Below are 4557 nucleotides of genomic sequence, written 5' to 3'. Positions count from 1 at the left end.
GGCGGCCGTCGCTGGCGGACCGAAAGGTGCTGCTCGTCGGCGTGGGCGGCATCGGCCGGGAAATCGCGCGCCGGCTGGAGCCCTTCGACGTGCAGCTGACCCGGGTGGGGACCCGCGCCCGGGACGACGGCGACGGCCACGTCCACGGCACCGACGAGTTGACCGAGCTGGCCGCGTCCCACGAGGTGCTGATCCTCATCACGCCCCTGACGGACGCCACCCGCGGGCTGATCGATGCGGCGGTACTGGCGGCCCTCCCGGACGGTGCGCTGGTGGTCAACGTCGCGCGCGGGGCGGTGGTCGACACGGCGGCCCTGACCGCGGAAGTCGTCTCCGGCCGGCTGAAGTGCGCGTTGGACGTCACCGATCCCGAACCGCTGCCGCCGGACCACCCGCTGTGGCGGGCCGCTAACGCGCTGATCACCCCGCACCTGGGCGGCGACACCACGGCGTTCGAACCGCGGATCGTCCGGCTCCTGAAGAATCAACTGGCGGCGGTCGCGGCCGGCCGGGCACCGCAGAACCTGGTGCAGCCGGGCCGCTTTCGGCCCTGAGTCCCCGAACGCCCCGCCCGAGGCCTGCCGAGGCGCCCGGGTCTGGACAACCGTCCCGGCCCGCGGGCAGGATGAAGGCGGCGCATCGGGGGCGGTGATACGCGCCGGAAGGGAAGACCCATGGGCATCATCGTGGCCAACATGTTCCTCACCCTCGACGGCGTGTACCAGTCGCCGGGCGCGGCCGACGAGGACCCTGAGGGCGGCTTCGACTACGGCGGCTGGCAGGCGCCGTTCTTCGACGAAGCATCCGGCGAGGCGATCGGGGCCGTCATCGACCGGATCGACGCGCTGCTGCTCGGGCGGAAGACCTACGACATCTTCGCGTCCTACTGGCCCCACGCCGGCGAGGACTCTCCGATCGCGGTGAAGTTCAACGCGGTGCCGAAGTACGTCGTGTCCACCACGCTCACCGAGCCTGCCTGGGCGGGCACGACCGCGTTGCACGATGCGATGGCGGCCGCCCACCTCCGCGAACGGCACGACGAAGTGCACGTGTTCGGCAGCGGCGACCTGCTGCAGTCGTTGTTCACCGAGGACGTGGTCGGCCGCCTCAACCTCTTCCTGTATCCGCTCACGGTGGGCAGCGGGAAGCGGCTCTTCGGCTCCGGCACCATCCCCGCCTCCTTCCGCCTCGCCGGCCCCGCCCGCACGTTTGAGAAGGGCGCGGTGGCCTTGGTGTATGAGCGTGCGGGCGCGGTCGAGACCGGCAACATGAACGAGGCCGCGGCGCCCCGGGGCGGGAACGGCGGCTGAGCCCCGCCGGCCGGTTCAGCGGGTGTCCAGGTCCTCGAACACCAGGAAGGTCTGGGTGTCGAGGATGCCGGGCATGGACTGGATCTGGTCAAAGATGACCCGGCGCAGGTCCACGTTGTCGACGGCACGGACCAGCAGTATGACGTCGAAGTTCCCGCCGACCAGGGCGATGTGGTGCACCTCGGGAATGGCGCGCAGGGCCTCGCGCAGCTCGCGCCAGGAGTGCTGGCGCAGCTTCAGGGTCACGTAGGCGGAGGCCTTTAGTCCCGCCTTGATCGGGTCCACCAACGCCGTGAACTTGGTCAGCACGCCGGCCTCGGTCAGCCGCGCGATGCGCGAGTAGGCGTGGGCGCGGGAGATGTGCACGTTCTCGGCGACGGCGGTCACGGACAGCCGGCCGTCCCGCGTCAGCTCCGCCAGGATCCGGCGGTCGATCTCGTCCAGCTGCGGGACCTTTGCGGCGGCACCGTTGGCCATCTGTCTACACCTCGCGGGGTTATCCAGCTCACATTAACAATTCGTCTCCAAGACTACGGCCAGACAGGCAGATAATCCACGTTTTCCCGCATAAGTGGATACGAAAAGTAGCCGAATCCATACTAAAGCTACACAGTTTCTTCACCAGAGCCGCCCGCGCCGTGCGGGGCGGCAGGCAACGGCGCCCGCCGACCAAGGATTCGAGGGAGACACCATGACCATCTCAACCGGTAACCCGATCGAGGGATCGATGTCCGACCCGTCCGGCCGCCCCGGCATGGATGATCAGGTCACCGCCGAGGCCTACATGCTGCCCTCCGGGCAGCCCGTGCAACTGGTGGACCCGGACGGGCGGCACGTGCACAACGACAAGTATCCGCTGCCCGACGGCGAAGCCCTGCTGGGCGCCTACCGCGAACTGGTGGTCGGCCGCCGCGTCAACGACCAGGCCAACGCCCTGGTCCGCCAAGGCAGGCTGGCGGTCTACCCGTCGTCGCACGGGCAGGAGGCCTGCCAGGTGGCGGCGGCCCTGTGCCTGGACCGGGACGACTGGCTGTTCCCCACGTACCGCGATACCGTCGCCGTGATCGCCAAGGGCGTCGACCCGGTGCAGACCCTGACCCTGCTGCAGGGCGACTGGCACGGCGGCTACGACCCCTACGAGCACAAGGTCTCGATCCAGGCCACGCCGCTGGCCACCCAGCTGCTGCACGCCGTCGGCGTCGCCCACGCCGCCAAACTCAAGGGCGAGGACACCGTCGTCGTCGCGCTGTGTGGTGACGGGGCCACCAGCGAGGGCGACTTCCACGAGGCGCTGAACTTCGCCGCCGTGTTCCACCTCCCGGTCGTGTTCTTCGTGCAGAACAACCAGTACGCCATCTCCGTCCCGCTGAACAAGCAAACGGTGGCGCCGTCGCTGGCGCACAAGGCCATCGGCTACGGCATGCCGGGCGAGCGCGTGGACGGCAACGACACCGCTGCGCTGCTGTCCGTGCTCGGCAAGGCAGTGACCCGCGCCCGCGACGGCGGCGGCCCCGCCCTGGTCGAGGCGCACACGTACCGGATGCAGTCGCACACCAACGCCGACGACGCCACCCGCTACCGCACCGACGACGAAGTGGCCGAGTGGGCGCCGAAGGACCCGCTGGTGCGCCTGCGGGCGTACCTCAAGGAACTGCATCTCCTGGACGAGGCACTCGAAGAGGAGATCGCCGAGCGGGCGGAAACCGTGGCCGCGCAGATGCGCGACGGACTCAATGCCGAGACCGACGTGGACCCGGAGGACCTGTTCCGCTTCGTCTACACCGAAAAGACCAGCCAGCTGCGCGAGCAGGCCGCCATGCTCCGCGACGAGCTCTCGCGCGAGTCGGCCTGAGCGCCGCCGCCGACCAAAGGACACACCATGAGCACAACAATGACGTTCGCCAAGGCGCTGAACACGGCCCTGGCCGACGAGATGGAAGCCGACCGCTCCGTCGTCGTCTTCGGTGAAGACGTGGGCCCGCTGGGCGGCGTTTTCCGCATCACCGACGGCCTCACCAAGCGGTTCGGCGAGGAACGCTGCTTCGACACCCCGCTGGCCGAATCCGGCATCATGGGCATGGCGATCGGCATGGCGATGAACGGCCTCCGCCCGGTGGTGGAGATGCAGTTCGACGCGTTCGCCTACCCGGCGTTCGAGCAGGTGGTCTCGCACGTGGCCAAGATGCCCAACCGGACCCGCGGCAGGGTCAAGCTGCCGATGGTCATCCGGATTCCGTACGCCGGCGGCATCGGGGGAGTGGAGCACCACTGCGACTCCTCGGAGTCCTACTACGCGCACACGCCGGGCCTGACCGTGGTGGCGCCGGCCACGGTGGAAGACGCCTACACCATGCTCCGCGAGGCCATCCGCTTCCCGGATCCGGTGGTGTTCCTGGAGCCGAAGAAGCTTTACTTCTCCAAGGAGCAGCTGGACCTTGAAGCGCTGCAGTCGCAGTGGGCCGCCCCCGGGATCGTGCAGGGGTCCGGGGCGGGGCAGGCCGGCACGGCCGAGTCCGGCACCCCGGGAGTCGGTACCGGCCGCGCCGTGGGGTCGGGGATCGGCCGCGCCGTCGTCGCCCGCGAGGGAACCGACGCCACGCTGATCACGTACGGTCCGTCCGTGCCCACCGTCATGCAGGCCGCCGCGGCCGCAGCCGAGGAGGGGCGCTCGCTGGAGGTGATCGATATCCGGTCGATCGTGCCGTTCGACGATGAAACCGTGATGGCGTCGGTGCGCAAGACCGGCCGCGCCGTGGTCGTCGCCGAGGCCCCCGGCTTCGCGTCCGTCGCCTCCGAGATCGTGGCGCGGGTGCAGGAGCGCTGCTTCCACTCGCTGGCCGCCCCGGTGCTGCGCGTGACCGGTTTCGATATTCCGTATCCCGCGCCGAAGCTGGAGCGGCACTACCTGCCCAGCGTGGACCGCATCCTGGACGCGGTGGATGAACTTCAGTGGGAGGACGCGTAGCCATGTCGCGACAGGTATTCAAACTGCCCGACCTCGGCGAGGGCTTGACCGAGGCCGAGCTGGTCAATTGGCTGGTCAAGGTCGGCGACGAGATCCGCGTGGACCAGCCGGTCGCCGAAGTGGAGACCGCCAAGTCCATGGTGGAGGTGCCCAGCCCGTTCGCGGGGACCGTCGCGGTGCTGCACGGGGCGGCCGGCGACACCCTGGACGTGGGCAAGCCCCTCATCTCGGTGGACGCGCCGGGCTACGTGCACGACGACGGCGCCCAGGTTGCCGTGCCGC

Annotated in this window: 6 protein-coding genes; 5 read left to right on the top strand and 1 reads right to left on the bottom strand. The window is 69.6% G+C overall.

The window, feature by feature from the left end:
• Positions 1 to 554 (top strand): NAD(P)-dependent oxidoreductase (locus AC5RV2_RS14965; RefSeq protein WP_494092985.1); only part of this gene is annotated, 554 nt, incomplete at its 5' end.
• Between the two features lie 120 nt (positions 555 to 674).
• The gene (locus AC5RV2_RS14960; RefSeq protein WP_494092984.1) at positions 675 to 1310 is read left to right on the top strand and encodes a dihydrofolate reductase family protein; all 636 of its coding nucleotides are present in this window, start codon (positions 675 to 677) and stop codon (positions 1308 to 1310) included.
• A 15-nt stretch (positions 1311 to 1325) separates the two neighbouring features.
• On the opposite strand, the gene AC5RV2_RS14955 is transcribed toward AC5RV2_RS14960, so the two are convergent.
• Positions 1326 to 1787: an Lrp/AsnC family transcriptional regulator gene (locus AC5RV2_RS14955; protein WP_493978019.1), complete on the bottom strand. Its 462-nt coding sequence runs from the start codon at positions 1785 to 1787 to the stop codon at positions 1326 to 1328.
• A 250-nt stretch (positions 1788 to 2037) separates the two neighbouring features.
• On the opposite strand from AC5RV2_RS14955, the gene pdhA reads away from it, so the two are divergent.
• The 3 genes from pdhA to AC5RV2_RS14940 form a co-directional block, all read left to right on the top strand.
• Positions 2038 to 3162: a pyruvate dehydrogenase (acetyl-transferring) E1 component subunit alpha gene (pdhA, locus tag AC5RV2_RS14950; RefSeq protein ID WP_494092986.1), complete on the top strand. Its 1125-nt coding sequence runs from the start codon at positions 2038 to 2040 to the stop codon at positions 3160 to 3162.
• A 27-nt stretch (positions 3163 to 3189) separates the two neighbouring features.
• Positions 3190 to 4275: an alpha-ketoacid dehydrogenase subunit beta gene (locus tag AC5RV2_RS14945; RefSeq protein WP_494092983.1), complete on the top strand. Its 1086-nt coding sequence runs from the start codon at positions 3190 to 3192 to the stop codon at positions 4273 to 4275.
• A 2-nt stretch (positions 4276 to 4277) separates the two neighbouring features.
• Positions 4278 to 4557, top strand: a 280-nt coding sequence (locus AC5RV2_RS14940; RefSeq protein WP_494092982.1) for a biotin/lipoyl-containing protein, incomplete at its 3' end; no start/stop codon positions are given.

Source organism: Arthrobacter sp. Y3225116, from assembly GCF_059091245.1.
Note: the sequence above shows the minus strand (reverse complement) of the source record. Positions and strands in the feature narration are given on the sequence as shown.